Source organism: Vibrio sp. RM-41-2B (genome assembly GCF_024744415.1).
Lineage (GTDB): Bacteria > Pseudomonadota > Gammaproteobacteria > Enterobacterales > Vibrionaceae > Vibrio > Vibrio diabolicus.
The window spans coordinates 1-446 of the sequence record NZ_JAMQWD010000031.1; the positions used below are offsets into that span (position 1 = coordinate 1).

Sequence of the window (446 nt, forward strand, 5' to 3'; positions counted from 1 at the left end):
GAAAGAAACCGACTACAAATATTACCTAAGAATATCTCGTCTACGATTACCCCTATCCTTACCGCCCTGAAAAATCAGATTGAAAAAGTAGAAGCAAAGATAGCGAAACTGATTGAGAGTTGTCCTGAGTATCAAGCCAAAAATACTATTCTCCAAAGCATGCCTGGTGTTGGTAAAGTCCTTGCGGCATCCCTAATTAGTAATGTACCCGAGTTGGGCTTTATCACTAACAAACAAGCTTCTTCTCTCATTGGTGTCGCACCGATAACAAGAGAAAGTGGCCGCTTTAAAGGTAAGCGGCTGATACAAGGAGGGCGGACTCAAGTTAGGACCGTTATGTACATGGCGATGATGTCGGCTATCCAATGCAACCCTGTTTTCAGAGCAACTTATGAACGACTACTTACGGCAGGAAAACCGAAAAAAGTTGCCATTGTTGCCTGCAT

Annotated in this window: 1 protein-coding gene; it reads left to right on the forward strand. The window is 43.3% G+C overall.

Features of this window, described 5'->3' with window-relative positions:
• The coding region (locus NB463_RS16170; RefSeq protein WP_258431706.1) for a transposase at window positions 1-446 on the forward strand (446 nt) is incomplete at both ends.